This window comes from Roseibium sp. Sym1, from assembly GCF_027359675.1.
In the GTDB taxonomy this organism is placed as follows: Bacteria; Pseudomonadota; Alphaproteobacteria; order Rhizobiales; family Stappiaceae; genus Roseibium.
The window spans coordinates 6,438,788-6,464,416 of the sequence record NZ_CP114786.1 but is presented as its reverse complement, the minus strand read 5'-3'; the positions used below and the strand labels follow the sequence as shown (position 1 = coordinate 6,464,416).

13 protein-coding genes and 1 tRNA gene are annotated in these 25,629 nt (G+C 61.9%); 12 read left to right on the top strand and 2 right to left on the bottom strand.

All coding sequences use genetic code 11. The features are described 5' to 3' along the window. Positions 1-23: 23 nt before the first annotated feature. The 6 genes from O6760_RS29665 to O6760_RS29640 all read left to right on the top strand — a co-directional run bounded on the left by O6760_RS29665 (position 24) and on the right by O6760_RS29640 (position 7,716). A complete protein-coding gene (locus O6760_RS29665; RefSeq protein WP_269583256.1) occupies positions 24-650 on the top strand; it encodes a Maf-like protein in 627 nt (208 codons plus the stop codon). A 37-nt stretch (positions 651-687) separates the two neighbouring features. Further along, positions 688-882 (top strand): DNA gyrase inhibitor YacG, encoded by a 195-nt coding sequence (gene yacG / locus O6760_RS29660; RefSeq protein ID WP_269583255.1) that lies wholly within the window; start codon positions 688-690, stop codon positions 880-882. Between the two features lie 421 nt (positions 883-1,303). Beyond that, positions 1,304-2,899 (top strand): bifunctional metallophosphatase/5'-nucleotidase, encoded by a 1,596-nt coding sequence (locus tag O6760_RS29655; protein ID WP_269583254.1) that lies wholly within the window; start codon positions 1,304-1,306, stop codon positions 2,897-2,899. Between the two features lie 245 nt (positions 2,900-3,144). Further along, entirely contained in the window at positions 3,145-4,551 is a 1,407-nt protein-coding gene (locus O6760_RS29650; RefSeq protein WP_269583253.1) for a hypothetical protein, read from the top strand. Between the two features lie 11 nt (positions 4,552-4,562). Further along, positions 4,563-7,442 carry a FecR domain-containing protein gene (locus tag O6760_RS29645; protein ID WP_269583252.1) on the top strand — a complete coding sequence of 960 codons (2,880 nt, stop codon included), beginning with the start codon at positions 4,563-4,565 and terminating at the stop codon, positions 7,440-7,442. Positions 7,443-7,640: 198 nt separating this feature from the next. Next, positions 7,641-7,716: transfer RNA gene (locus O6760_RS29640), tRNA-Phe, on the top strand. Positions 7,717-7,873: 157 nt separating this feature from the next. Here the strand turns inward: O6760_RS29640 and O6760_RS29635 are convergent. Together O6760_RS29635 and O6760_RS29630 are read right to left on the bottom strand one after the other, a co-directional pair. Beyond that, positions 7,874-16,402: a LamG-like jellyroll fold domain-containing protein gene (locus tag O6760_RS29635; protein ID WP_269583251.1), complete on the bottom strand. Its 8,529-nt coding sequence runs from the start codon at positions 16,400-16,402 to the stop codon at positions 7,874-7,876. Positions 16,403-16,879: 477 nt separating this feature from the next. Continuing rightward, positions 16,880-17,836, bottom strand: coding sequence for a LysR substrate-binding domain-containing protein (locus O6760_RS29630; RefSeq protein ID WP_269583250.1), 957 nt, complete (start codon positions 17,834-17,836; stop codon positions 16,880-16,882). Positions 17,837-17,995: 159 nt separating this feature from the next. On the opposite strand from O6760_RS29630, the gene chvE reads away from it, so the two are divergent. From chvE to O6760_RS29600, 6 genes are all read left to right on the top strand, one after another. Next, positions 17,996-19,075 carry a multiple monosaccharide ABC transporter substrate-binding protein gene (gene chvE, locus O6760_RS29625; protein WP_269583249.1) on the top strand — a complete coding sequence of 360 codons (1,080 nt, stop codon included), beginning with the start codon at positions 17,996-17,998 and terminating at the stop codon, positions 19,073-19,075. An 84-nt stretch (positions 19,076-19,159) separates the two neighbouring features. Further along, entirely contained in the window at positions 19,160-20,674 is a 1,515-nt protein-coding gene (gene mmsA, locus O6760_RS29620; RefSeq protein ID WP_269583248.1) for a multiple monosaccharide ABC transporter ATP-binding protein, read from the top strand. 13 nt (positions 20,675-20,687) lie between these two features. Next, positions 20,688-21,932 carry a multiple monosaccharide ABC transporter permease gene (gene mmsB, locus O6760_RS29615; protein WP_269583247.1) on the top strand — a complete coding sequence of 415 codons (1,245 nt, stop codon included), beginning with the start codon at positions 20,688-20,690 and terminating at the stop codon, positions 21,930-21,932. Between the two features lie 4 nt (positions 21,933-21,936). Continuing rightward, a complete protein-coding gene (gene araD1 / locus O6760_RS29610; RefSeq protein WP_269583246.1) occupies positions 21,937-22,932 on the top strand; it encodes an AraD1 family protein in 996 nt (331 codons plus the stop codon). 3 nt (positions 22,933-22,935) lie between these two features. After that, positions 22,936-24,678 carry an L-arabinonate dehydratase gene (gene araD, locus O6760_RS29605; RefSeq protein ID WP_269583245.1) on the top strand — a complete coding sequence of 581 codons (1,743 nt, stop codon included), beginning with the start codon at positions 22,936-22,938 and terminating at the stop codon, positions 24,676-24,678. After that, complete coding sequence (locus tag O6760_RS29600; protein ID WP_269583244.1) at positions 24,678-25,601, top strand: Gfo/Idh/MocA family protein; 924 nt, start codon at positions 24,678-24,680, stop codon at positions 25,599-25,601. Before araD ends, O6760_RS29600 begins: the two co-directional genes overlap by 1 nt. Positions 25,602-25,629: the final 28 nt, after the last annotated feature.

Here is a 25,629-nt window from a genome sequence, read left to right as displayed (position 1 = left end):
CCGGTTGCAAGGCGCGCGCTAACATGACCAGCACTCCTCAGTTGATTCTGGCTTCCGCCTCGCCGCGACGCTTGGCGCTGCTGCAGCAGATCGGTCTGGAACCGGACCACCTCCTGCCCGCGGATATCGACGAAACTCCCAAGAAGCACGAAACGCCACGCAGTCTTGCGCTTCGTCTTGCACGAGCCAAGGCCGAGGCGGTGCGCCAGACGGCGGACGCCTCGGAGCCTTTGAGAGACAGCGTCATCCTGGCCGCGGACACCGTCGTCGCCGTCGGACGCAGGGCCCTGCCGAAGGCCGAACTGACCGAGCAGGCCCTCATGTGCCTGTCGTTGCTGTCCGGCCGTGGCCACCGTGTCTTCACCGGTGTGGCCGTGGCCGAAGCCAACGGCAAGGTCCGGTCGAAGCTGGTCGAGACCCGGGTCCGCTTCAAGCGGTTGTCGCGCAAGGACATGGACGACTACATTGCGTCCGGCGAATGGCGTGGCAAGGCCGGCGGCTATGCCATCCAGGGACTGGCGGGAAGCTTTGTCGTCAAACTGGTCGGGTCGTATCCCGCCGTTGTCGGCCTGCCGCTGGTGGAAACCGCAAATCTGCTCGGCACGGCCGGATATCCGGTTCACCAGGGCTGGGCAACGGCCGCCGCCTGACGGCGGTGCACCTCCACACCACCAAATGGAGACAGTCATGGCTGACAGTCAGAAACCGGAACGGCGCATGCGTCCCTGTCCGATCTGTTCGAAACTGTCGACCCCGGCCGACTATCCCTTCTGCTCGGATCGCTGCGCCAAGGTCGACCTGAACCGCTGGTTTTCCGAGGGTTACACCATTCCGGTCGTGGAGACCGACGACATTGACGAGAGCAATTTTCCCGACGAGTGAGCCTGTTCCTCGTCCTGCTTTCTGACCTGCCCAAAATTTAGACGGATAATCGCCTGAGCCGGTCACGCCGCCGTTGCAGGGAATGCGGTCATTTTGCATGCCGTTTCAACCTGAGGTGTCATGTTCAGCTCTGTGCGCACCGGCTGGTTTGGCGAATTTGTGCGATTAACGGGCAGGTCTGCAAAAATATTTATCCAGCAAAATTTTTTTCAGTTTCACGGCATCCGGCTCTTGCGGCTGTCATGAAACTGCACCAAGATCCTTTTATACCGGCGAGCCCGGCGCCACCGGTCCCGGTTGTGTCCTGTCAAGACGACATGCCGCCGGGATGGTTGCTGCGGGTCGAAAACAACACCGGGAGCCGCTGACGGGAGACAATCCCGGACACGGCATCACCAACCTGTCCAAGGGCGAGGGTCCGATGAAAAAACTATTTCTGAGCGCCGCAGTGCTGTCCGTAACCACGGCGCTGTCCACGGCGGCCTATGCCGATTATTCGCTGACAATCCTGCACACGAACGACTTTCACAGCCGCATCGAGCCGATCAACAAGTATGATTCCACCTGCGGTGCGGAAGACAACGCGGAAGGCAAGTGCTTCGGTGGCACGGCACGCCTTGATACGGTGATCAAGGACCGTCGCGCGGCCAGCAACAACTCGATCCTTGTCGACGGCGGTGACCAGTTCCAGGGCACGCTGTTCTACACCTATTACAAGGGCAAGGCCGCGGCCGAGTTCATGAACAAGCTGGGCTATGACGGGATGACCGTCGGCAACCACGAATTCGACGATGGCCCGGAAGTGCTGCGCGGTTTCATGGATGCGGTCGAATTCCCGGTGTTGATGTCCAATGCGGATGTTTCCAAGGAACCGCAGCTGGCCGATGTCCTGAAACCCTCCATCGTGATCGAACGCGGCGGCGAAAAGATCGGCCTGATCGGTCTCACACCGGAAGACACCGACGAGCTGGCCAGCCCGGGGGCGAATATTTCCTTTACCGATCCGGTTGAGGCGGTGACCCGCGAAGCGGAAAAACTGGCCGCCGAAGGCGTCACAAAGATCATCGTTCTCAGCCATTCCGGCTACGCTGTCGACCAGGAAGTCGCCGCCAAGGCACCGGGCATCGACGTGATCGTCGGGGGCCATTCCAATACCTATCTCTCCAACACGTCAGACAAGGCCGCGGGTCCGTACCCGACCATGATCGACGGTCCGGACGGCACCCCGACCGCCGTTGTTCAGGCCTATGCCTATGGCAAGTTCCTGGGTGAGCTGAACGTGACCTTCGACGACAACGGCGTCATCACCGAAGCTGTTGGTGAACCGATCATCGTCGACGGCCAGATTGCGGAAAATGCCGAACTCGTTTCCCGTATCAAGGAGTTGGCGGAACCGCTTGACGAAATCCGCCAGGAAGTGGTTGCCCAGACCGAAGCGCCGATCGGTGGCGAGCGTGATGTCTGCCGGGCCGGGATCTGTGAAATGGGCGTTCTCGTTGCCGATGCCATGCTGGAGCGCGTGAAGGGGCAGGGCGTCCAGATCGCCATCCAGAACGGTGGTGGCCTGCGCGCCTCCATCGATGCCGGTGAAGTGACCAAGGGCGAAGTCCTGACGGTGTTGCCGTTCCAGAACACCCTGTCGACTTTCGAACTGAAGGGGTCGGACGTGCTGGCGGCGCTGGAAAACGGTGTCAGCCAGGTCGAAGATGGAGCGGGCCGTTTCCCTCAGGTCTCCGGGCTGAAATACAGCTTCGACAAGTCGAAGCCAGCCGGTGAACGTATTTCCGATGTCATGGTCAAGGACGGCGACGGCTTTGTTCCGCTCGATCCCGACAAGACTTACGGCGTTGTCTCCAACAACTACATGCGCGGTGGCGGGGACGGCTACGACATCTTCGAAACCGCGGGCATGAACGCCTACGACTTCGGTCCCGACCTGGCGGATGTCGTGTCGGAATACCTGGCGCAAAAGAACGGCTACACGCCTTATACCGACGACCGCATTACCGCGAAATAAGACAGGGACTCACCTGTGGGACACAAGGCGCGCCGAACTCCGGCGCGCCTTTTTTTCGCAAGGCGCGTGAAACCGGCGCGGTGGCCCCTGGTGTCGATGTATTTCCGTCGCGGAACCAAAGCCTTGCCCATTTCCTAATTGAATCTTAATATGCATCGCTGTTTCGACAGGTTTCTCCGGAGCCTGCCGGCTTTCAATTTTCTGTGGTGTGCGTACTCCGCTATTTCAGGCAGGAGATCAGTTTTTTGAGCGGGACAGACAAGGTAACCGGCCTGGGACGGCTTGCGTTTGTTGCGAGCGCGGTTTTCCTGATGGCCTTTGTTCTGGTCGCTGCCACCGCCATTCCGGGGCGAACCGCGGAAGACGGGCCTGATGCACGGCCGGAAATTGCGCAGGCTCCGGAAGTGCTCGCCGCACGCCAGTCCGCCTTGCTGGCCGCGATGCTGGCGGCGCCGGACGATCTGGACACGGCCTTCGAATATGCCATGGTGTCCTCGCTGCTCGGTGACTACGAGGCGGCGGTGTCCACCCTGGAACGCATGCTGATCTACGCACCGGGCCTTGCACGTGTGCAGCTGGAACTCGGGGTTCTCTATTTCCGCCTGGGCTCCACGGAAACCGCCCGCTACTATTTCCAGCAGGCCGTGAGCGGGCCGGACGTTCCGCCGGAGGTCGAAGCGCGTGTTCAGGCCTATCTCGTCACGATTGACAAGCAGCAGAACCCGGCCGACTTTCGCGCCGCAGTCGTCACCGGGGTCCGGTACCAGACCAATGCCAATGCCGCGCCGGGCAGCCGGAGGGTCGATCTGAACGGCGGCACGTTCCTGCTCGACGACACGGCGACAGGGCAGGCTGACGTAAATGCCTTTCTTGCCGGCCGGGCTCATGGTTCCTACGATCTCGGACGCCAGGGGGACCTGCTTGAGGCGGATTTCATTTTTTACGGCGCGCGCTATGCAGACATCGTCCGTCTGGACACCGCCCTGGCGGAACTGACATTCGGGCCGTCCCTGAACCTGGAACGCTTCAATCTCGACGATTCAAGGCTGGGGCTCTACGCGATCGCGGCCGGGATCAGACTGAACCATGCCAATTACAACGGTGCCTTGGGACTGGGCGCACGCTTCGTGTCCCAGGTCACGCCCGCCGTGCTGGTGGATGCGAAGGTCGAATGGCGCCGCAGGTGGTACAACGACACGGCGGAATATTCGACAGTGTCCGACCGCAACGGCTCCTATTGGAGGCTGGCGGCCGTCGTCTCCCGCAAACTGTCTCCTGCCGTAACGATGCGCGCGCTGATCCTGGCGGATTTCGAGGAAGCCAAGCAGCAATGGACACAGAGCTGGGAGGCCGGTGGCGGTCTTGGGGCGACGGTCCGGTTTGCGGCACCGTTCGAAAGGCTCCGGCTGCCCTGGTCACTGGACCTCGAGGCAGGATACATATTCCGGTCTTATCAGGGACCGGATCCCCTTGTGAGTGCCACCACCGCCCAGCAGGATCATGAAGGCTGGTTCCGAACCGGACTGTCGGTTCCTCTCAGCCGGGATTTTGCACTCGGCGTCACCGGCGAGTTTCGCCGCCAGAAATCGAACTATGACCTTGGCACCTATACGAACTCGTCGGCGCTGCTGTCGCTGACCAAGACCTTTTAGGATATCGGCTCATGAAACCCGGATCTCGCCAGAAATTGCCGACCTGCCTGTATCGCGCCGCCGTGGCGGTCGCGGGCAGCTGCCTTCTGGTGTGGTCCGCGCAGGCGGCCGAGGTCGGTGTGGCCGCCGCCGTCAACTCGGACGCCTTCGGCACACCGCCCGGCGGGGCCCGGGAAACAAAGGTCCTGGGCGACAACGTCATCTACAACGAGCGGATCGAAACCAGCGGTTCCGGCCTGGTGCAGGTCCTGCTTGTTGACGGATCGACCTTCACGGTCGGAGCCAATTCCGATCTGGTGATTGACGAGTTCGTCTATGACCCGAATGCGGGAACGGGCAAACTCGTGAGCACCTTCGGCAAGGGCGTCGCCCGGTTCGTCGGCGGCAAGCTCAGCAAGAAGCGGGGAGGTGTCACGGTCAGGACACCGGTCGGCACCATCGGCATTCGTGGCGGGATTGCCAACATCAACCTTCAAAGCAATCCGCCGGTGTTCTCGCTGCTGTTCGGCAAGGACCTGATCTTCACCGGTCCGGACGGCAGGACATCCCGTATCCACCAGGCCGGTTATTCGATGGAAATCGGTCCGGGCGGCGGCACTAGGATACGGCGCAGCACCGAGGCCGATTTCGGCGCCGTGCAGACGGCCCTGACCAACAGCCGGCAGAATGGCGGCATCGGGTTGCCGCCCACCGATGTGAGGGTCGCGCAGTCCGGTCTCGACCGTGTCAATTCCGGCCTCGGCGGCATTTTCGCGACGCCGCCGTCCAAGCCGAGCCCCGTCCAGTCGACCAAGCTCACGGACACCGAGGAGACACTGGTCCAGACGCAGGTGTTGACCCAGCTTCAGAACACGCAATATCTGGAGGAGGAAACAAGCACCGTCGTCACCGACCAGGTGAGGATCCTGCGTGCCGGTACGTCTTTCGCCGGCGTATCACAGGCCAGCCTCGATCCGGGCTCGCTCGGCCTCGTCGGCGGCTCTTTCGGTTATGACGAGGTTGTCGTCTTTTCCAGGGACCCGGACACCGACAACGATGCCTACCGGCTGTGGACGGGTACGGCGGACGGAACCGACATATACGTGTTTGATCCGAATGGTTCGGTGAACGAGTATTTCACCCAGTCGGTCAACGCGGACGGCGACATCGTCGAAAACTACAACTCCAGCTACATTCCGGATGCGCCGTCCATCAGCGGGACCATCGTTCACAACGCGCGCGGACAAAGGATCACGGGCGAGGGCTTCGGATTCTTCGTCAATTTTGTCGCAACGGAAGCCGGGTCCAGCCCGACCTTCAATTACGGCGGAACGGACTTTTTCTACGGCCTTGTCGGCGAAGCCACCGATTTCGACGCGCTCGATGGAGACGGCACGGAAAAACTGCGGACCTACACGCTGCACGGCGACATCCTGACCGCGTTCCAACTGGCGTCGCAAGACGATTTCGAGGTGTTGCAGCCCGCCGTTTCGTCCGCCTTGTTCCTGAATCCCGCCGTTGCGCAAGACCTGGGCACGGCTTTCCTGGAAGAGGTGAAGAGCAGCGGTCTGAAGGTTCTTGAAACAACTCCCGACACGCTGGACGGTGCCCGCTACGTGGCTGCGTCGATGTATGTTTCAAGCGGCAGCAACACTCAGATGTCCTTTGTGTCGCTTTCGCTGGGCGACGTTGGCTCGGAGGGAGATGCCCTTGTCCTTTCCGGGGTTCGGCGCGGAGGACACCGGACCGATGCCGACAATTCGTCAGGACTGTATGGCGGCCTTGTCGAGAGCCTGGAAGGAGGCACGGGCGGCACGATCTTCGGCGCCAACGCAGATTATATGCTGCTCGGTCCGGGGGATCTGGAAAACGGCAGCACCTTTACGGACGGCTATGCCGAGGTTCCTGCCGGGATCATCGCGACCAATCAGCAGAGCGGCACGATGCATGTCGCGGAACTGTCGAGCGAAGTCGATGTCTCCTCGCTGGAGCGCACCGGCGGAACCCTGACCGGTTATGCCGCAGGTGTGCTGGAGTCGAATGTCAACCTGGCCTCGCCCTCGGTGGGGCCCGTTGTCATGAACAGCGACACCCCGGGGGATTTCGAGATCAGTTTCGACGGTGAGAACGGATCGCTTTACGCGACCATGTCACTGGAGGACATCACGGTCAGCAACAAGGAAGTCAAGGACTACCTTATCGCGTTTGGAGAGCAGTCCGGATCCGGCCAGTCGGTCTTTATTGACGCCGACACCTATGCCGCCGTTGAAACGGTCGACGGTGCCGGGACCGTCCTCGTCACCTATGATGAAGACAGCATCGCTCCCAAGACGGGCACCACGCCGCAGAGCTATCTGATCGCCAACACTCTGGTGGAGGACGCCGACGCGGCGCTGCTGGCCGATAAGACACAATGTACCTGTGCCTTTCTGGAATGGGGCTATTGGGGGGCGAAGGTCGAGGCCAGTGACGCGGCCCTGGCGGAAGGCGACAGGTTCGACACGTTTCATATAGGCACCTGGGTCGCCGGCGACGTGACCAATTCGGCGGATTTGCCCACAACCGGAAGCGCGACCTATGCCGGCCACGCCGTCGGCAATGTGGTCAATGGTACCGCACAATATCTGGCCGCGGGTGACTTCAGCATGTCGCTGGACTTCGCCAAGCGCGCGGGAACGGCAACCATCTCCAATTTCGATGACAGGACGATGAGCGCAATAATCACCGAACAGACCGTCGACCAGGGAAACCTGTTTTCCGGTCCGCTTACCGCTCCCGGAAGTCTCAACGGAGACATCAACACGTCTCTCGTGTCCGGTCCTGTGTCCAATAACCAGGGGGTCATCGGAGATTTTCACGCTGTTCAGGGTACTTGGTCCGCGGTTGGCATCGTCGCGGGAGAAAAGCAATAACCACAAACCTCCGTCCAGCTTGGAGTGTATGAAAGGTGTTGTTTTTCAGTACTTTGAGGAGGGGAAAGGTTTTCAACAGCTGCATTGGCGCTGAAATGCAAAAAACTTCGCCGGGGCGCTGGACAAGGCCAGATCGAGCCTCTATAAGGACCGGGCTTTCGGCGAACGGGGCTCTGTCCCGATCCATTCGCGTTGCACGCCCAGATAGCTCAGTTGGTAGAGCAGCGGATTGAAAATCCGCGTGTCGCTGGTTCGATTCCGGCTCTGGGCACCACTTTTCTTCTCAAATCATCAGCTATTCACGAAGGGCCGCGCCCTGATCGCAGGACCTCGTGCCTGTTGCCGTGCCTCGAGATCCAGCCGGACTGTCGGGAACAGAAACGCCCCCTCCGTTCCGGAAGGGGCGTCAGGACTGTTTGCGTGTATTCGGTTCAGACGAACAGGCTGTCACCGATCTGGTCCGCGCTCAGCTGCTCATCCAGAACACGGAAATCGAAGATATCACCGTCGAAATGGTCGTTGGTCCAACCGATTTCGCCGGAGGGGCTGCCCCAGCCGTTGGCCCCGATCATCAGGTATTCCTCGTTGCCGAGCCAGTCGGACCGGAAGTCCTCGTCGCTGGCAACCTCAACGCCGTCGATGAACAGGAAGATGCCGTCATCGCCGAAGGTAAAGGCAAAATCATGCTCGGTTCCGGCCTCCACGACATCATGGGCCTTCAGCCAGATTTCGGACGTTTCGGTCTGGAAGCGGATCTTGACATCGCCCCATTCCGTGACCCAGGCCGTCAGATGCCCGCCTGTTCCGTAGCCGCTGGCATCCTTTGAGAACAAAGCATCGTAGCCGGATATCCGGTTTGCATTGAACGAAAAGGCGATCGTGCCTTCCGAAATCTCCATCGCCGTGTCATGGGCAATTGCCATCTGGTTGTCACGTGTTCCGTCCAGTTCCAGTGCGCCTGCAATGGCAAAGACGGGCGTCGTGCCGGCGGGCAGGGGCAGGTCGTCGACGCCGGGCAGGTCCGGAAGGGGCGGGGTGCCGGTGCGTTCCTCGCCCATCTCGATGGGCTTCAGGGCCTCCTCGAGATCCGCGATGGAGCGGACGATGCCGTAGGCGGGCTTTGAGGTGGTGGAGATGTCGTTCTTGGTGACGAGATCGCCATAGACGGTGATGGTGCCGAGATCGTCGTTGTTGTGGGCGCCGCCACCCCGGCCCTGGTCGGAATAGAGCGCGATCACGGTGTGGTCGACAACACCGTCGCCGTTTGAATCGCCATAGGTGATGGACCGGATCTTGGTGGTGTGTCCCTCGATGACGATGCGGTCGCCGTCTTCGCGGTTGAAGTCGGTGATCGTGTCATGGCCGATCTGGTCGACCCAGTGGTCGTGGATGTTTGCGTTCTCGCCGGCAACGCCGTTCCAGCGGATGGTGCCGTCATCCCTGGTGTGTTCCTCGATGAAGCGCTGCTTGGCGTTGATGAGGGTCTGGAAGTAGAAGATGTCGCCACCCGATCCGCCTGTGAGGACATCGTCCGCCGGGATCGGCTGGTCGGGATAGAGCTTGCCGTTGGTGAGCTCGTTCAAGGGATCGCCTTCGTCCCGGTCGGGATCATGGGCGACGGGTCCCTCGCGTCCGTCGGAGCGGGAGATGAGGAGGTCGTTGCCGGCGCCGCCATTGAGGACATCCTCGCCATGGCCGCCGTCGAGGACGTCGTCGCCGTCGCCGCCATTGAGGTCGTCATTGCCGTAACCGCCCTGGAGGACGTCGTTGCCGCCGCCGCCATTGACGATGTCGTTGCCGAGACCGGCATCGATGGCATCGGCGTCGTCGGTTCCATTCAGCGTCTCGCCGGCATCGGTGCCCTGTTGGGTGGCCGCACCCGTGGTGAGTTCGCCGTCTTCGTTGAAGCCGTAGGCGGTGGCAAGCGCCTTAAGCTCTGCGGAGGCCTGGTCGACCTGCTGGAAGGCGGGCATGAGGGCGTCCTGGGCGAGCGCCGCAAGGGCGGCATCCTCGAAGGCCGGGTCGACCTCGCCGGCCAGGGCCGCCATGTCCTCGCCGGCAAGCTGCTCGTCGAAGACCATGACGTCGGAGATGGTGCCGTCGAACTGCTGGGAGGCGGTATGGGCATCATCCTTGCGCCAGGCGCCGGAAGCTCCGATCACCAGGGAGCGCTCGTTCATGTCCAGGCCCTGCTTGAACTCGGGCTCTGCCGCGACGAGTTCACCGTTCAGGAACACCTTTAGCCCGTCCTCGCCGAAGGTGACGGCGAGGTGGTAGGCGGTGTTTGCGGCAATCTCGACATTCTGAACCTTCAGATACTCCGATGCGCTGTCGGACTGCTGACGGATATAGATCTTGTTGTCACACAGATACGCGGTGATGTGCCCGCCATTGTCATAGCCCGAGCCGTCCTTGGAGAAGAGGGCCTGACCGCCGGATACCTTGTCGGCGTTGAAGGTCAGGGCAATGGTGCCGTTGGCCAGATCCAGGCTGTCCGGATTGCCGGCATCGAGATAATCGCCGCGTTCACCGGAGAACTCGGTGTCACCGGCAATTGCAAAGACGGGCGTCATGCCGGCGGGCAGGGGCAGGTCGCCGACGCCGGGCAGGTCCGGAAGGGGCGGGGTGCCGGTGCGTTCCTCGCCCATCTCGATGGGCTTCAGGGCCTCCTCGAGATCCGCGATGGAGCGGACGATGCCGTAGGCGGGCTTTGAGGTGGTGGAGATGTCGTTCTTGGTGACGAGATCGCCATAGACGGTGATGGTGCCGAGATCGTCGTTGTTGTGGGCTCCGCCGCCCGATCCCTGGTCGGAATAGAGGCTGATGACGGTGTGGTCGACGACACCGTCGCCGTTCGAATCCCCGTATGTGATGGAGCGGATCTTGGTGGTGTGTCCCTCGATGACGATCCTGTCGCCGTCTTCGCGGTTGAAGTCGGTGATCGTGTCATGGCCGATCTGGTCGACCCAGTGGTCGTGGATGTTTGCGTTCTCGCCGGCAACGCCGTTCCAGCGGATGGTGCCGTCATCCCTGGTGTGTTCCTCGATGAAGCGCTGCTTGGCGTTGATGAGGGTCTGGAAGTAGAAGATGTCGCCACCCGATCCGCCTGTGAGGACATCGTCCGCCGGGATCGGCTGGTCGGGATAGAGCTTGCCGTTGGTGAGCTCGTTCAAGGGATCGCCTTCGTCCCGGTCGGGATCATAGGCGACGGGTCCCTCGCGTCCGTCGGAGCGGGAGATGAGGAGGTCGTTGCCGGCGCCGCCATTGAGGACATCCTCGCCATGGCCGCCGTCGAGGACATCGTCACCGTCGCCGCCATTGAGGTCGTCATTGCCGTAACCGCCCTGGAGGACGTCGTTGCCGCCGCCGCCATTGACGATGTCGTTGCCGAGACCGGCATCGATGGCATCGGCGTCGTCGGTTCCATTCAGCGTCTCGCCGGCATCGGTGCCCTGTTGGGTGGCCGCACCCGTGGTGAGTTCGCCGTCTTCGTTGAAGCCGTAGGCGGTGGCAAGCGCCTTGAGCTCTGCGGAGGCCTGGTCGACCTGCTGGAAGGCGGGCATGAGGGCGTCCTGGGCGAGCGCCGCAAGCGCGGCATCCTCGAAGGCCGGGTCGACCTCGCCGGCCAGGGCCGCCATGTCCTCGCCGGCAAGTTGCTCGTCGAAGACCATGACGTCGGAGATGGATCCCTTGAACTGCTGATGGGCAGTGTGGGCATCGTCCTTGCGCCAGGCGCCGGAGGCACCGACGAGGAGGGAGCGCTCGTTCATGTCGATGCCCTGCTTGAACTCCGGCTCTGCAGCCAGCAGCTGGCCGTTGACATAGACCTGAAGGCCGTCTTCACCAAAGGTGACGGCGAGGTGGTAGTCGGTGTTGGCGGACAGGTGGAGATCGGGAACCTTGAGGTATTCGGTCGAATCTTCATCCTGCTGGCGGATGACCAGCCGGCCGTTGTCGATCCAGACGGTCAGATGCCCGCCGTCGTCATAGCCCGAGCCGTCCTTGGAAAAGAGCGCCTGGGAGCCCCAGACATGATCGGCGTTGAAGGTCAGGGCAACCGTGCCTGCCGCCAGGTTGAGGCTGTCCGGATTGCCGGCATCGAGATAATCGCCGCGTTCACCGGAGAACTCGGTGTCTCCCGCAATGGCAAAGACAGGCGTCATGCCGGCGGGGAGCGGGAGATCGTCGACGCCGGGCAGGTCCGGAAGGGGCGGGGTGCCGGTGCGTTCCTCGCCCATCTCGATGGGCTTCAGGGCCTCCTCGAGATCCGCGATGGAGCGGACGATGCCGTAGGCGGGCTTTGAGGTGGTGGAGATGTCGTTCTTGGTGACGAGATCGCCATAGACGGTGATGGTGCCGAGATCGTCGTTGTTGTGGGCGCCGCCGCCCGATCCCTGGTCGGAATAGAGGCTGATCACCGTGTGGTCGACGACACCGTCGCCGTTTGAATCGCCATAGGTGATGGAGCGGATCTTGGTGGTGTGTCCCTCGATGACGATCCTGTCGCCGTCTTCGCGGTTGAAGTCGGTGATCGTGTCATGGCCGATCTGGTCGACCCAGTGGTCGTGGATGTTTGCGTTCTCGCCGGCAACGCCGTTCCAGCGGATGGTGCCGTCATCCCTGGTGTGTTCCTCGATGAAGCGCTGCTTGGCGTTGATGAGGGTCTGGAAGTAGAAGATGTCGCCACCCGATCCGCCTGTGAGGACATCGTCCGCCGGGATCGGCTGGTCGGGATAGAGCTTGCCGTTGGTGAGCTCGTTCAAGGGATCGCCTTCGTCCCGGTCGGGATCATAGGCGACGGGTCCCTCGCGTCCGTCGGAGCGGGAGATGAGGAGGTCGTTGCCGGCGCCGCCATTGAGGACATCCTCGCCATGGCCGCCGTCGAGGACGTCGTCACCGTCGCCGCCATTGAGGTCGTCATTGCCGTAGCCGCCCTGGAGGACGTCGTTGCCGCCGCCGCCATTGACGATGTCGTTGCCGAGACCGGCATCGATGGCATCGGCGTCGTCGGTTCCATTCAGCGTCTCGCCGGCATCGGTGCCCTGTTGGGTGGCCGCACCCGTGGTGAGTTCGCCGTCTTCGTTGAAGCCGTAGGCGGTGGCAAGCGCCTTAAGCTCTGCGGAGGCCTGGTCGACCTGCTGGAAGGCGGGCATGAGGGCGTCCTGGGCGAGCGCCGCCAGGGCGGCATCCTCGAAGGCCGGATCGACCTCGCCGGCCAGGGCCGCCATGTCCTCGCCGGCAAGCTGCTCGTCGAAGACCATGACGTCGGAGATGGTGCCGTCGAACTGCTGGGAGGCGGTATGGGCATCATCCTTGCGCCAGGCGCCGGAAGCTCCGATCACCAGGGAGCGCTCGTTCATGTCCAGGCCCTGCTTGAACTCGGGCTCTGCCGCGACGAGTTCCCCGTTCAGGAACACCTGCAGGCCGTCTTCGCCGAAGGTGACGGCAAGATGGTAGGTGGTGTTTGCGGCAATCTCGACATTCTGAACCTTCAGATACTCGGACGAGCTGTCGGACTGCTGACGGATATAGATCTTGTTGTCACACAGATACGCGGTGATGTGCCCGCCATTGTCATAGCCCGAGCCGTCCTTGGAAAAGAGGGCCTGACCGCCGGATACCTTGTCGGCATTGAAGGTCAGGGCAATGGTGCCGTTGGCCAGATCCAGGCTGTCCGGATTGCCCGCCTCCAGGTAATCGCCGCGTTCACCGGAGAACTCGGTGTCCCCTGCAATGGCAAAGACGGGCGTCATGCCGGCGGGCAGGGGCAGATCGTCGACGCCGGGCAGGTCCGGAAGGGGCGGGGTGCCGGTGCGTTCCTCGCCCATCTCGATAGGCTTCAGGGCCTCCTCGAGATCCGCGATAGAGCGGACGATGCCGTAGGCGGGCCTTGAGGTGGTGGAGATGTCGTTCTGTGTGACGAGGTCGCCATAGACGGTGATGGTGCCGAGATCGTCGTTGTTGTGGGCGCCGCCGCCCCGGCCCTGGTCGGAATAGAGGCTGATGACGGTGTGGTCGACGACGCCGTCGCCGTTTGAATCCCCGTATGTGATGGAGCGGATCTTGGTGGTGTGTCCTTCGATGACGATGCGGTCGCCGTCTTCGCGGTTGAAGTCGGTGATCGTGTCATGGCCGATCTGGTCGACCCAGTGGTCGTGGATGTTTGCGTTCTCGCCGGCAACGCCGTTCCAGCGGATGGTGCCGTCATCCCTGGTGTGTTCCTCGATGAAGCGCTGCTTGGCGTTGATGAGGGTCTGGAAGTAGAAGATGTCGCCACCCGATCCGCCTGTGAGGACATCGTCTGCGGGGATCGGCTGGTCGGGATAGAGCTTGCCGTTGGTGAGCTCGTTCAAGGGATCGCCTTCGTCCCGGTCGGGATCATGGGCGACGGGTCCCTCGCGTCCGTCGGAGCGGGAGATGAGGAGGTCGTTGCCGGCGCCGCCATTGAGGACATCCTCGCCATGGCCGCCGTCGAGGACGTCGTCGCCGTCGCCGCCATTGAGGTCGTCATTGCCGTAGCCGCCCTGGAGGACGTCGTTGCCGCCGCCGCCATTGACGATGTCGTTGCCGAGACCGGCATCGATGGCATCGGCGTCGTCGGTTCCATTCAGCGTCTCGCCGGCATCGGTGCCCTGTTGGGTGGCCGCACCCGTGGTGAGTTCGCCGTCTTCGTTGAAGCCGTAGGCGGTGGCAAGCGCCTTGAGCTCTGCGGAGGCCTGGTCGACCTGCTGGAAGGCGGGCATGAGGGCGTCCTGGGCGAGCGCCGCCAGGGCGGCATCCTCGAAGGCCGGATCGACCTCGCCGGCCAGGGCCGCCATGTCCTCGCCGGCAAGCTGCTCGTCGAAGACCATGACGTCGGAGATGGTGCCGTCGAACTGCTGGGAGGCGGTATGGGCATCATCCTTGCGCCAGGCGCCGGAAGCTCCGATCACCAGGGAGCGCTCGTTCATGTCCAGGCCCTGCTTGAACTCGGGCTCTGCCGCGACGAGTTCCCCGTTCAGGAACACCTGCAGGCCGTCTTCGCCGAAGGTGACGGCAAGATGGTAGGTGGTGTTTGCGGCAATCTCGACATTCTGAACCTTCAGATACTCGGACGAGCTGTCGGACTGCTGACGGATATAGATCTTGTTGTCACACAGATACGCGGTGATGTGCCCGCCATTGTCATAGCCCGAGCCGTCCTTGGAAAAGAGGGCCTGACCGCCGGATACCTTGTCGGCATTGAAGGTCAGGGCAATGGTGCCGTTGGCCAGATCCAGGCTGTCCGGATTGCCCGCCTCCAGGTAATCGCCGCGTTCACCGGAGAACTCGGTGTCCCCTGCAATGGCAAAGACGGGCGTCATGCCGGCGGGCAGGGGCAGATCGTCGACGCCGGGCAGGTCCGGAAGGGGCGGGGTGCCGGTGCGTTCCTCGCCCATCTCGATAGGCTTCAGGGCCTCCTCGAGATCCGCGATAGAGCGGACGATGCCGTAGGCGGGCCTTGAGGTGGTGGAGATGTCGTTCTGTGTGACGAGGTCGCCATAGACGGTGATGGTGCCGAGATCGTCGTTGTTGTGGGCGCCGCCGCCCCGGCCCTGGTCGGAATAGAGGCTGATGACGGTGTGGTCGACGACGCCGTCGCCGTTTGAATCCCCGTATGTGATGGAGCGGATCTTGGTGGTGTGTCCTTCGATGACGATGCGGTCGCCGTCTTCGCGGTTGAAGTCGGTGATCGTGTCATGGCCGATCTGGTCGACCCAGTGGTCGTGGATGTTTGCGTTCTCGCCGGCAACGCCGTTCCAGCGGATGGTGCCGTCATCCCTGGTGTGTTCCTCGATGAAGCGCTGCTTGGCGTTGATGAGGGTCTGGAAGTAGAAGATGTCGCCACCCGATCCGCCTGTGAGGACATCGTCTGCGGGGATCGGCTGGTCGGGATAGAGCTTGCCGTTGGTGAGCTCGTTCAAGGGATCGCCTTCGTCCCGGTCGGGATCATAGGCGACGGGTCCCTCGCGTCCGTCGGAGCGGGAGATGAGGAGGTCGTTGCCGGCGCCGCCATTGAGGACATCCTCGCCATGGCCGCCGTCGAGAACGTCGTCGCCGTCGCCGCCATTGAGGTCGTCATTGCCGTAGCCGCCCTGGAGGACGTCGTTGCCGCCGCCGCCATTGACGATGTCGTTGCCGAGACCGGCATCGATGGCATCGGCGTCGTCGGTTCCATTCAGCGTCTCGCCGGCATCGGTGCCCTGTTGGGTGGCCGCACCCGTGGTGAGTTCGCCGTCTTCGTTGAAGCCGTAGGCGGTGGCAAGCGCCTTGAGCTCTGCGGAGGCCTGGTCGACCTGCTGGAAGGCGGGCATGAGGGCGTCCTGGGCGAGCGCCGCAAGGGCGGCATCCTCGAAGGCCGGGTCGACCTCGCCGGCCAGGGCCGCCATGTCCTCGCCGGCAAGTTGCTCGTCGAAGACCATGACGTCGGAGATGGATCCCTTGAACTGCTGATGGGCAGTGTGGGCATCGTCCTTGCGCCAGGCGCCGGAGGCACCGACGAGGAGGGATCGCTCGTTCATGTCGATGCCCTGCTTGAACTCCGGCTCTGCAGCCAGCAGCTGGCCGTTGACATAGACCTGAAGGCCGTCTTCACCAAAGGTGACGGCGAGGTGGTAGTCGGTGTTGGCGGACAGGTGGAGATCGGGAACCTTGAGGTATTCGGTCGAATCTTCATCCTGCTGGCGGATGACCAGCCGGCCGTTGTCGATCCAGACGGTCAGATGCCCGCCGTCGTCATAGCCCGAGCCGTCCTTGGAAAAGAGCGCCTGGGAGCCCCAGACATGATCGGCGTTGAAGGTCAGGGCAACCGTGCCTGCCGCCAGGTTGAGGCTGTCCGGATTGCCGGCATCGAGATAATCGCCGCGTTCACCGGAGAAGCTTGTGCTTCCATTCAGGGAAAAAACAGGCGCAAGGATATTGGACGCGGCGTTCGAATTCATGAAATTGACCTCCCACAAGGTAAAGAATTCCTGTACGCCGGCTTGCCCACGGCGTTAATTCTGTTGGTGCACAAGTGATTAATTTGGTGAATTGTTGTTATGCGCTTAATGTATTCGCCTCAATTTGGCGAAAAAATTGGCGAAATAAGGCGAAAAAGATACAATAATTGGATTAGAATTGGATGGTAGTATTTAAAATAAAAGTAGAATTTTACTTGCCGTGTCGAAACTGTTGTCAGGGTTGGCTTTTTGACTGGCGGTTGAGCCATCATTGCTTTCAAGAAGTTATTACGTGCGACTTATAAGAAGTTTTCCCGCGGGTGGTGACGCGTTAACTGGTTTAATTCTTTTTTTGAACGCGCTCTTCATAGGTCAGCTTCACGCAAGGAAGAATTTTGGCAAAAGCAGTTGTGGGCCGGTTGTATCGGAAAATACCAATTACATGCGGTATGCAACTAAAAGATGTGTAAATTTCCGTTACGGAAGATTCGTGTCGCCTGTTACCGCCCTGAGGACTTCCCGTGCCACCACCTGGGCGACGGGCGTCAATACCTGGCCCTTTCGGGTCAGGAAGGAATAGGTTTCCACGGACAGGGTGAGATCGCTGTCAAGGACCGTTAGCGTTGCGCCCGTTCCGTCGGGTCGTGCGGCGAAACTGTCCGCAACGGATTTGGCGACCGGGGCCACAGCATTGGTTTGCTGGATCGTGGCCAGGGTGAACAGGAAGGAAGACGTGGTCAGGACCCGTGCGGGCAAAGGCAGACGCCTGTCCCGGAGCGCCTGTTCCACGGTTGTCCTTATGGGGGAGCCGACAGGCGGCAGCACCCAGTCGAAACCGAGAAAGGAATCGATGGAAAGCGGTGCGCGGGTCCGGGTGAGCGGATGGCCAACGCGTCCGATCATCACGGCCGGTTCCCTGAGAAGTGGCTTTTCCTCGAAAAGCGCGGGATCCTGGTCGACGGGAACACGGCTCAGCGAAAAATCCAGCCGCCCGTCCTCGAGCATCGGTGCAAGCGCGTTGCTCGGGCTCACCTCGACGGAAATCGAGATCTCCGGATAGCTCAGCCGGATGTGCCGCAAAGCCGGCAGGACATATTCAATGGCGGGGCCGGTCACGGAGCCGATACTGACATGACCGCTCTGGCCGGCCTTGTGCTGGTCGATGTCCCGGCCGGCGTCAGCAAACTCCTGGAGGATGCGCACGCATCTCTCGGCAAGCTTGCGGCCGGTATCGGTGAGTTCGATGCCCCGGCCGCTTCTCGTGTAAATGTCGGCATCCGCGATCCGCTCGATTTCCGCGATCAGGCGTGAAGCGGCCGGCTGGGTGATGCCGAGCGCCTGGGCCGCGTCTGTCAGGCGGCTCTGACCTGTGAGTTCCGCCATCAGGCGCAGATGTGAGATTTTCAATCCACGCCGCAAAAGGTCCAAGCTCATGTGAAGCCTCAATCGAAAATTGCATACCATTTTTGATATTATTTGATAATGAATAATAATTTGACGGTCATGTGAATTTTCTCCCATTTAGGCCCCGCATTACCCATGCATGCCTGAGAATGACTTGAGGCCGGTGGGGAACCGGTCTGGGAGGACGAAATGAAACTTGTTTCCAAGGCGCTTGTCGCAGTCGCGGCAGCAGCAACCCTCATGTCCGGCGTCGCCCTGTCCGGTGCGGCAATGGCCCAGGACAAGGGTACGATCGGGATCGCGATGCCGACCAAATCCTCGGCCCGCTGGATTTCCGACGGCAACTCGATGGTCGAGCAGTTCACTGCGGCCGGCTACGAAACCGACCTTCAGTATGCGGAAGACGATATTCCGAACCAGCTGGCGCAGATCGAGAACATGATCACCAAGGGCGCAGACGTTCTGGTGATTGCTGCAATCGACGGCACCACGCTGTCCAACGCGCTCGAAAACGCCGCCGCGGCCGGCATCAAGGTCATTGCCTATGACCGCCTGATCCGCGACAGCGGCAATGTCGACTACTACGCCACATTCGACAATTTCAAGGTCGGCGTGCAGCAGGCGACGTCGCTGGTCAACGGCCTGAAGGAACGCTTCGGCGACGGTCCGTACAATGTCGAACTGTTCGGTGGATCGCCTGACGACAACAACGCCTATTTCTTCTATGACGGCGCCATGTCGGTCCTGCAGCCGCTGATCGATGACGGCACCATCGTCATTCAGTCCGGCCAGATGGGCATGGACACGGTCGGCACGCTGCGCTGGGACGGTGCGGTCGCGCAGGCCCGCATGGACAATCTCCTGTCCGCCCACTACACCGACAAGACCCTGCACGGCGCCCTGAGCCCCTATGACGGCCTGTCCATCGGTATCCTGTCGTCCCTTAAAGGTGTCGGCTACGGTTCCGGCGACCAGAAAATGCCGATCGTGAGCGGCCAGGACGCCGAAGTGCCGTCGGTAAAATCCATCCTCGCAGGCGAGCAGTACTCCACCGTCTTCAAGGACACCCGTGAGCTTGCCCGTGTCACCGTGGGCATGGTCGACGCGCTTCTGGGCGGCGGCGAGCCGGAAATCAACGACACCAAGACCTATGACAACGGTGTCAAGGTTGTGCCGTCCTACCTGCTGGAGCCGGTCTCGGTCGATGCCGGCAACTGGGAAGAAGTGCTGATCGGCAGCGGCTACTACACGGCCGACCAGGTCAAATAAGACCAATCTCCCAAGCAAACTTTCCCGCCCGTGGGCATCTGACTTGCGGGCGGGACCTTTAACGGAATTCGGGGACCGGGGCCGATGGCACTCCTTTCCATGCAGAATATCAGCAAGACCTTTCCCGGCGTGAAGGCGCTGGACCGGGTCAACCTGGACGTCCAGCAAGGAGAAATCCACGCCGTCGTCGGCGAGAACGGGGCCGGGAAGTCCACGCTGATGAAGGTCCTGTCGGGCGTGTACCCGCACGGGGAATACGACGGCGATATCATCTATGGCGGCGAAACCGCGAGATTTTCCGGGATTTCGGACAGTGAACAGCAGGGCATCATCATCATTCACCAGGAGCTTGCCCTGGTGCCGCAGCTCTCCATCGCGGAGAACATCTTCCTCGGCAATGAATGTGCCCGCAATGGCATGATCGACTGGCGCGAGACCAACAAGCGCACGGAAGCACTGCTGGCCAAGGTCGGGCTGGTGGAAGCGCCGACCACGAAGGTCGACAATATCGGCGTCGGCAAGCAGCAGCTGGTGGAAATCGCAAAGGCGCTTTCCAAGGACGTCAAGCTGCTGATCCTGGACGAGCCGACCGCGGCACTCCAGGAAAATGACAGCAAGAAGCTGCTGGACCTGATGCTGGAGCTGAAGGCACAGGGCGTCACCAGCATCATCATCTCGCACAAGCTGAACGAAGTCCGCTACGTGGCTGACAGCGTCACGGTGATCCGGGACGGCATGACGGTGTCCAATCTCGATGCGAAAGCGGGCCTGAGCGAGGACGACATCGTCAAGGACATGGTCGGCCGGGACATGACCCATCGCTTCCCCGAGCACCAGCGCACGCCGGGCGAGGTTCTCATGGAAGTCGAGGACTGGAATGTCTGGCATCCGGAACACGCCGAACGCCAGGTCATCCGGAATGCGGCCTTCAATGTGCGCGCCGGAGAAGTGGTCGGCATTGCCGGTCTGATGGGGTCCGGCCGTACGGAACTGGCCATGTCGATCTTCGGCCGGTCCTACGGGCGCAACATTTCCGGTGCCGTGAAGCTGAAGGGCCAGCCGGTGGATGTCAGCACGGTCGACCGTGCGATCAAGGCCGGCATCTCCTATGTCACGGAGGATCGCAAGGCGCTCGGCCTGGTGCTCGACGAGACCATCCGCTTCAACACCACCCTGGCAAACCTGGACGGCGTTTCCTCCGGCGCGATCCTGAAGCGCAACGAGGAAACCAGGGTCGCCGAAAGATACCGCGAGGCGCTGGCCATCCGCACGCCGTCGGTGTTTCAGAAAACGGTCAACCTGTCGGGTGGCAACCAGCAGAAGGTGGTGCTGGCCAAGTGGCTGTTCACCGCACCGGAGGTCCTGATCCTGGACGAGCCGACCCGGGGCATCGACGTCGGCGCCAAATACGAAATCTACACGATCATCAACGACCTCGCCGCCCAGGGAAAGGCGGTGGTCATGATCTCGTCCGAAATGCCGGAACTGCTCGGAATGTGCGACCGGATCTATGTCATGAACGAAGGCGCGCTTGTCGGCGAACTCGACGCCGGCGACGCGAGCCAGGAGCGCATCATGTCGCTCATTGTCAACGAGTGAAAGAGCTGTACCCATGGAACTGGCAGAAAGCGATACGACTGCGGCGCCGGTCGTGAAGACCAAGAGCATCGGCGAGTATCTCTCCTCGCACTTGCGCCAATACGGCCTCCTGTTCGCGCTGATCGCGGTGATGGCCTTCTTTCAGATTGTCACCGACGGCACGCTGCTCAGGGCGGTGAACGTCACCAACCTGCTGCTGCAGAACTCCTATATCATCATCATGGCACTCGGCATGCTGATCGTCATCGTGTCGGGCAACATCGACCTGTCGGTCGGATCCGTGATGGGCTTCATCGGCGCGCTGGCGGCCGTGATGATCGTCAATTACGACCAGTCCGTCCTGTTGACCATCATCGTCTGTCTCGCGGTCGGCGGGCTGATCGGTGCCGCACAGGGCTACTGGGTCGCCTACTGGAAAATCCCCTCCTTCATCGTGACCCTCGCGGGCATGCTGGTCTTCCGGGGACTGTCGCTCTGGCTTCTGGAAGGCCAGTCGGTCGGCCCGTTCCCGAGGGAGTTCCAGGTTCTGGCCACCGGTTTCGTGCCGGACATCTTCCCGGCCGGCCTCGGAGCGGCGCTGGCCGAGATCTTCGACGCGCGCAAGGTCAATGTGCTCGCGCTCGGCACGGGCATCGCGGCCGCCGCGCTCGTGGTGTGGATCGGCCTGCGCCAGCGGGCCCAGAACAAGGCCTATGGCATCGAGGACGAGCCGAAAAGCTTCTTCATTGCCCGCAACGTGATCATCGCAGCTGCTCTGATTTTCGTCATGTTCAAGCTGTCCTTGTTCCGCGGCCTGCCCAACGTGCTGATCACCATGGGTGTGCTGACGGTCATCTATGCCTTCATCACGGAGACAACAACGGTCGGCCGGCGCATCTACGCGCTCGGCGGCAACCAGAAAGCCGCCAAGCTGTCCGGCATCAAGACGGAACGCCTGACCTTCCTGGCTTTCACCAATATGGGTGTGCTGGCTGCCGCAGCGGGTCTTGTCTTCGCGGCGCGCCTCAACACGGCGACCCCGAAGGCGGGTTTTGCCCTGGAGCTCGATGTCATCGCCGCAGTGTTCATCGGCGGGGCGTCCATGTCCGGCGGTGTCGGCACCATCATCGGCGCTGTTGTCGGCGCCTTCCTGATGGGCGTGCTCAACAACGGCATGTCGATCATGGGCATCGGTATCGACTACCAGCAGATGATCAAGGGTCTCGTCCTTCTCGCCGCTGTGATTTTCGACGTCTACAACAAGAACAAGCAAGGGTAGGTCCATGTTGATTTCCCAGATCCTGGATGACACCGGTGCGCAAGCGGTCGTCGTCCGAAGCGGCAGCGAAGCCTGTATCCTGAAAGGGGCTCCATCGACCTACCATCTGGTTCAGGAAGCCATCCGGACGGGGCAGAGCCTGACCGAATGCATTCGCGGGTACGAACTGGGCGCCGCGGTCGATCTGGAACAGCTGGCCGCCGAAGGCCGCCTGCTGCTGCCGATCACCCATCCGGACGGAGCCCACCTGCATCTGACCGGCACCGGCCTGACGCATCTGGGGTCGGCCGCGACACGCAACGCCATGCATGCCAAGTCGAAGGACAGCGATGCGCCCGTCACCGACAGCATGAAGATGTTCAACATGGGGCTGGAAAGCGGACGCCCGACGCCCGGCCATGTCGGCGTCCAGCCGGAGTGGTTCTACAAGGGCAACGGCGCTTGCGCCGTCGCGCCGGGAGGCGATCTGGTCAGCCCGGGTTTCTGCGACGATGGCGGCGAGGAACCGGAAATCGCCGGCGTCTATGTCATCGCGGAAGACGGGTCGCCGTTCCGGGTCGGCTTTGCGCTTGCCAACGAGTTCTCGGACCATGTCATGGAGCGCCAGAACTACCTTTATCTGGCCCATTCCAAGCTGCGCCCGGCGTCTTTCGGGCCGGAACTGCTGGTCGGCGACCTCCCGGAAAATGTCGAGGGGACCAGCCGGATCTACCGGGATGGCTCGGTGCTCTGGGAAAAGCCGTTCCTGTCGGGCGAGGCGAACATGTCGCACACGCTCGCCAATCTGGAACATCATCATTTCAAATACGGCGTCTTCCGCCAGCCGGGCGATGTTCACGTGCACATGTTCGGAACCGCGACCCTGTCCTTTGCCGACGGCGTTTCCTGCCGGGAAGGCGACGAGGTCGAGATTTCAGCGCCGGGCTTCGGCGTCCCCCTGAAGAACCGGCTTGTTTTCCGGCCCGCGGAAGATGCCGCCATTCAAGTGAAAGTGCTTTAGATCATGTCTTTCAAACCGGCAAAATGGCCGCGCAAATTGCGCTCGGCCGAATGGTTCGGCGGCACCAGCCGCGATCACATCTATCATCGCAGCTGGATGAAGAACCAGGGCCTGCCGGATGACCTTTTCGACGGCCGTCCGGTGATCGGCATTTGCAACACCTGGTCCCAGCTCACCCCGTGCAACGGTCACCTCAGGGATCTTGCGGAGCGGGTCAAGCACGGCATCTACGAGGCCGGTGGTTTTCCGGTCGAGTTCCCCGTGTTCTCGACCGGCGAAAGCACATTGCGGCCGACCGCGATGATGTTCCGCAATCTGGCCGCGATGGACGTCGAAGAAGCGATCCGCTCGACGCCGCTCGACGGCGTCGTGCTGCTGGTCGGCTGCGACAAGACCACGCCATCCCTGATCATGGGGGCCGCCTCCGTCGACCTGCCGTCCATCGTGGTGACCGGCGGACCGATGCTGAACGGCTGGTTCCAGGGCGAACGGGTCGGATCGGGCACGCATCTCTGGAAATTCTCCGAAGCGGTCAAGGCCGGCGAAATGACCCAGGAGGAATTCCTGGAGGCCGAAGCGGCGATGAGCCGCTCGCCGGGGACCTGCAACACCATGGGCACCGCCTCCACCATGGCTTCCATGGCCGAGGCGCTCGGCATGGCGCTGTCCGGAAATGCCGCCATCCCAGCGGTCGACAGCCGGCGCCGGGTGATGGCGCATCTGTCCGGGCGCCGGATCGTGCAGATGGTCAAGGACGACCTGAAACCCTCCGACATCCTGACCCGCGAGGCTTTCGAGAACGCCATCCGCACCAACGGCGCCATCGGCGGATCGACCAATGCTGTCATCCATCTGCTGGCGATTGCGGGCCGGGTCGGGCTGGACCTGTCGCTCGACGACTGGGATCAGCTCGGCAGGGACATTCCCACGATCGTCAACCTGATGCCGTCCGGCAAATACCTGATGGAAGAGTTCTTCTACGCCGGTGGCCTGCCGGTGGTGATCAAGCGGCTCGGCGAAGCCGGCATGCTCCACAAGGACGCGATCACGGTTGCCGGCGAGGCGATCTGGGATCAGGTCAAGGATGCGAAGAACTGGAACGAGGATGTCATCCTGCCGGTCGAAAAGGCGCTGACGAGCCAGGGCGGCATCGCGGTTTTGAAGGGCAATCTCGCGCCCAATGGCGCGGTGCTGAAGCCGTCGGCCGCCTCGCCGCACCTGCTGCGGCACAAGGGCAGGGCGGTCGTTTTCGAGGACATCGACGACTACAAGGCCAGGATCAACGACGATGCGCTCGACATCGACGAGACCTGCGTGATGGTGCTGAAGAACTGCGGTCCCAAGGGCTATCCGGGCATGTCCGAGGTCGGCAACATGGGACTGCCGCCCAAGGTGCTCAAGAAGGGCATCACCGACATGGTGCGCATTTCCGATGCGCGCATGTCCGGCACCGCCTACGGCACCGTTGTCCTGCACACGTCTCCGGAAGCGGCCGCCGGCGGCCCTCTTGCCGTCGTGCGCACCGGAGACATGATCGAGCTGGACGTGCCCAACCGGAAAATCCATCTGGATATTTCCGATGCTGAACTGGCTGAACGGCTTGCGGCCTGGGCGCCCAGTCACCATGTCCCGGAGAGCGGTTATGCCCGCCTGTTCCACGATCACGTCCAGGGTGCCGATACCGGTGCCGATTTCGATTTCCTGAAAGGCTGCCGCGGCTCCGCCGTGCCGAAGGATTCTCACTGATGGCTGAAAAACTGGCGCTGGTGGGCATCGGCAAGATCGCCCGCGATCAGCATATTCCCGCAATTGAAGCCAATGCGGACTGGGCGCTCGAGGCGGCGGTCAGCCGCCATGCCGGTGTCGACGGCATAGATCACTTCACGGATATCGACGAATTGCTCGAGACGCGTCCGGACATTTCGGTGGTCTCGCTCGCGATTCCGCCCCAGCCCCGCTTCGAATACGCGGCCAGGGCCCTCAAGGCCGGCAAGCATGTCATGCTGGAAAAACCGCCGGGACAGAGCCTGGCGGAATGCTACACCCTCGAGGCACTGGCCAGGGAACAGGGCGTGACCCTGTTTGCCACCTGGCATTCGCGCTATGCCGACAATGTCCCGGCCCTGAAAGCCTTTCTCGCGGAACGCACGCTGAAAAGCCTGAAGATAACCTGGAAGGAAGACGTGCGGCGCTGGCATCCGGGCCAGGAATGGATCTGGGAACCGGGCGGCATGGGAGTCTTCGATCCGGGCATCAATGCCCTGTCGATCCTGACGGAAATTCTTCCCTATCCGGTACATCTTGCCGGGGCCACGCTGGAATTCCCGGACAACCGGGCAACGCCGATTGCCGCCAGCCTGGACTTCGCCGACCCGACGGGCGCCGAGATGAGCGCCGAGTTCGACTGGCGCCAGGAAGGTCCGCAGACCTGGGACATCGATATTGAAACCGACAGGGGCAGTGCAAAACTGTCTCTTGGGGGGGAACGACTGGAAATCGGGGGCGAGCCCGCTATACAGGGAGCGAACCACGAATATGCCAATCTCTATGCCCGCATGGCGGAGCTGGTGAAGAACGGAGAGAGCGACGTTGACCTGTCGCCGATGATCCATGTCTGTGACGCCTTCTCCCTGGGCCGCAGGCTCACCACGGACGCCTTTCACTTCTAGGCTGTCGACAGCCTGAATTCACATTCGA